General features: G+C 59.7%; 3 protein-coding genes. 1 reads left to right on the plus strand and 2 read right to left on the minus strand.

All coding sequences use genetic code 11. From position 1 onward, the window contains the following. Positions 1 to 78: 78 nt before the first annotated feature. Positions 79 to 1,944 carry a hypothetical protein gene (locus PKA57_RS14190; protein ID WP_324301682.1) on the minus strand — a complete coding sequence of 622 codons (1,866 nt, stop codon included), beginning with the start codon at positions 1,942 to 1,944 and terminating at the stop codon, positions 79 to 81. An 11-nt stretch (positions 1,945 to 1,955) separates the two neighbouring features. Continuing rightward, positions 1,956 to 2,651, minus strand: a complete 696-nt coding sequence (locus tag PKA57_RS14195) for a response regulator transcription factor (protein WP_324301684.1) — start codon at positions 2,649 to 2,651, stop codon at positions 1,956 to 1,958. A 145-nt stretch (positions 2,652 to 2,796) separates the two neighbouring features. On the opposite strand from PKA57_RS14195, the gene PKA57_RS14200 reads away from it, so the two are divergent. Further along, the coding region (locus tag PKA57_RS14200; protein ID WP_324301686.1) for a hypothetical protein at positions 2,797 to 3,650 on the plus strand (854 nt) is incomplete at its 3' end.

Consider the following 3,650-nt stretch of genomic DNA (forward strand, 5'->3'; position numbering starts at 1 on the left):
CGGGCTGGTTCTCCGGGAGGCGGAATTTCCTGCAGCAAGTCACTGGATCGATGGCAAGGCCCCCGCAATAGCCACCCGTCACGCGGGATCCACCGTCCGGCATCCTGACCGGGCGCTTTTGTTCGAGAGGCGGGAGGGAAGTCGCAGTTCCAGGCGGGCACGGCGTTCTTCAAGTTCGAGCAGGATAACAGCGCCGAACTTTTCGGCCCGTCTTTGCATGTTGGTCACCCCATGCCCCTTGCCCGCTGTCGCAGGTTCGAGCACATCGTTTTCGACGATGATGGCCGCGCCCTCATCGTGAGGCATTCCGCGAATAGAGATTCGCGTTGCAGGGCCATGCTTCAGCGCATTGGTGACCGCTTCCTGCAGAATTCTCAGAACCGAAAGCGCGTTGCCCGGCGTTACGCCCGTGATCTCGGGTATCGCCTCCATGGACCATTCCAGCTTGACGCCCATCCGGCGCAATCGCGGCTCGAGCCGCTCTCGCCAGCCCGCAAGCGCGACCAGCAAGTCACTGTCGCCGATATCGAGCGACTGGATGACGAGCCGAAGATCGTCGAGAGCTTCCCGCGCGGACGCGCTGATGAATGAGCCGTTGACCTCATTGCGCTCCGCCAGGGCGATGATCGACACCAGATGGCCGCTCAGGCCGTCATGGAGATCGGACATCAATCTTTGCCTTTCGCGTTCGAGAACGCTTTGCTCCGTCCGCTGCCGATCCCTCTCATGCAACTCGTTGAGCTCCTTCTCCTGCTCCGCAAGCCGCTGGAGCAGAACATCGTTTGCTTCATCCACCTTGTTCAGGCTTTCGGCCAGACGGCCCATCAACACGATCGCGATCGCCACAAGGATCATCGTCCGCATATAGGGCATCAGCATGAACACGCCGTCATTGAGGCCCAGCCCCATGAGGACGTCATGCGCGCCGAACCACGCGCTCAACGCAAAAGGAACGGACAGAAAGGCGCCTTGCCATCCGCCCCGCATGGCGAAATCGCGGATGAGGATCGCGGCGGCAATCGCATAGGTCACGATGGTCACAGCGGAGCCCGCCACAATGGCGACGGGCAAGCCGATCAGGCCGGTCAATCCGGACAGGCACAAGGCTAGGGGAGCGATCCAGATGGAAAGCCGCAACCAGCGTGGCGCGCTTCGCCCTGTCAGCGCGAGGGCCACGCCTATCGCCATCAAGCCTACCGCCGCAACGCCGGGGAGAAAATAAAGCCGGCTGTCGCCGAGCAGCTGTCCCACAATCGGCGACTGGGACAGAACGATGGCAAGACTCCAGCCGGTGATGAGCGTCAGCCACTGAAATACCGGATCGTGACGCCGGAAGAGCAGGATCGTGATGAAGCCCATCACCGTGACGGTATGGAGCGCAAAGGTCATTGCGCGCCATTGCTCGATCAGAAGGTCGGCGATCCGCTGATAACTTCTGATGTCGCTCGACGTGGAAATATAGATGCGCGAGAGATAGCCCGAGAGCCAGCCATCCGATCGGATCATGCGTATTTCGAGATCGTTTCTCTCCGCCACGTTGAGAAATTGCCGCGGCAGGGATGCGGCATAGGCATATCCGCTTCGGGTACTCGACCACGATGAACGCGGCACCACATGCAGCAGGTGCCCGTTCAAACGGACCTCGATCGCCTGTCGCACCACCGGGATGAACAGTGCAAGCGGGGCGTCCGGCAAATCGCCCGGAACGAATGTCAGGCGATAGATCGCTGTCTCGGGGCCCGTTGCCGAGTCATGGACCCAGCGCGAAGGCAGGCTGACAGCCTGCCGCGACTTTCCCGTTTGCAAAAATTCAGCGGTGTCGAAGCTGTGATGGTGCCGCGGCACCGGCACTGTCACGAACCGGGGGAGCGCGGCGACAAACACGATGATCCCGACAAGCGCCAGCACGGCGAGATAACGCGCCTTCGGCATCGGTGCGGCCATGCGGGCCGCATTCATAGCCGGATGATCCCCTGTCTCGTCGCCTCGAAGACCGCCTCGGATCGGTTCGAGACTTGCAACTTTCTGTATATGTTGCGGATGTGAACCGGCACCGTCTGCCGCGATATGCCAAGACTCGATGCCATCTCGTCGCTGGTAAATCCCTTGGCTATCCCCCAGAGTATATCCATCTCCCTTGGCGTCATTTTCGGCGTGTCTTCGCCCGTCGCGCTGCGTTCCGCCCGTTCGGCCAGACGCTTCACGAGCACCCGCGCGATTCGCGACGAAATGGGAGAGCGGCCGGCCATCAGATCGTTGATCGCATCGACGAGATCGACCGGATCGGCATCCTTCAGGAGATAGCCCGAGGCTCCGGCCTCGATGGAATCGAGCACCGTCCGGTCGTCGGCCAGAACAGAAATGACCATCGCTTCGGCAGCCGGTTGCAGCGCTCTCAGCGCGCCGATGGCCTCGATCCCATTGCCGTCGGGCAGGTTCAGATCGGTGATCAGGAGGTCGATTTCATGCGTCCTGATCGCGGCCATCGTTTCCAGCAGGGTCGCGCACTCCGCCACGACCTCTCCGCCATCCCACTCGGCGATCAGATGAACGAACCGTTCGCGTACTGCGTCATCGTCCTCCGACACGATGATCCTGCATCCGGAGACGGAGCGTTTCGCGGGCTCGTCCTCTCCCCTCGAGATCGTCATCTCAATTCATCCCCCATGAAGACCGCCACAAGCGGTTCGGACTTCTCGCAATATTTGCCCATACCCAATTTCTGGTATTGAGCTTCGAGGGCATTTTCGCTCGCCTTTGCCACTCTCTCACACACCAGATTGAAGGGGAATCAGGGTGGCTATGACAGCAAAGACGAAGATGCGCAGATTGATCCATTGCACGACGTCGGCAGTGGCAATTCTGGCCCTTGTATCGGGCCCTGTCGTCGCGGCCGAGAGCTGCTCGGCGCAATCCGGTGATGTTACGGCGGGGATCGGAAATTTTCAGACAGATGCTGACAAGGCGTCCAAGGATGTGGAGCGGGACTATGCGGATGCCACATCCAGCAGCTACGCGAAAGACCTGTTCGAGAAATTCGATGCGCTCAACAGCAAGGCGCAGCAGGCCTCCGATCTCATCAACAAGACCTACAACCTCACCGGCTATACGAAGCCGCTGAGCGAGGGGAGCATTCAGAAGAATGTTCCGCCGCAGGTCACCGTCACGATGAGCAATGCCAATGAGCTCGCCCAAGCTGCGATGAATGAGGAGAACACCAAGCTCGACATCGCGGAGCTGCGCTGCAACCAGTCGACGGAGGATGCCGCGCTACGCGCCTTTCTGGACCAGGCGGACAGTGCCACGGTTTCAAAATACAAATCGGCGAAGAAGTCCGCCTGCAGAATCGTTCATACCCTTGCCAGTCTTCAGGACAAGCGGCAGAAGCTCAACGAAATCCGGGAGAACGGCTATCCCCTCTTCCATCTGCACGCCAAGGAGAAGAAGAGCTACGACGGACACAGCAGAACCATTCAGTTCAAGGTCGATCTCCGGCTCTATCCCGAATATCCGGATGATGCGGGCGGGAACGACAATCCCACCCAGCAGCCCATCCTTCTTGGTCAGCTGCAAAAAATCAATTTGTCCTACAACACCTATTTCAAATGGAGCGACAACAACTGGACCAAGCTCAACCTGTTCCAGAATCT

Source organism: Parvibaculum sp., assembly GCF_035325945.1.
Classification (GTDB): domain Bacteria; phylum Pseudomonadota; class Alphaproteobacteria; order Parvibaculales; family Parvibaculaceae; genus Parvibaculum.

What these genes read in the sequence shown, in the direction of transcription:
- PKA57_RS14190 (WP_324301682.1), bottom strand. Translation starts at nt 1,944, where the DNA reads ATGGCCGCACCGATGCCGAAGGCGCGTTATCTCGCCGTGCTGGCGCTT.
- PKA57_RS14195 (WP_324301684.1), bottom strand. Translation starts at nt 2,651, where the DNA reads ATGACGATCTCGAGGGGAGAGGACGAGCCCGCGAAACGCTCCGTCTCC.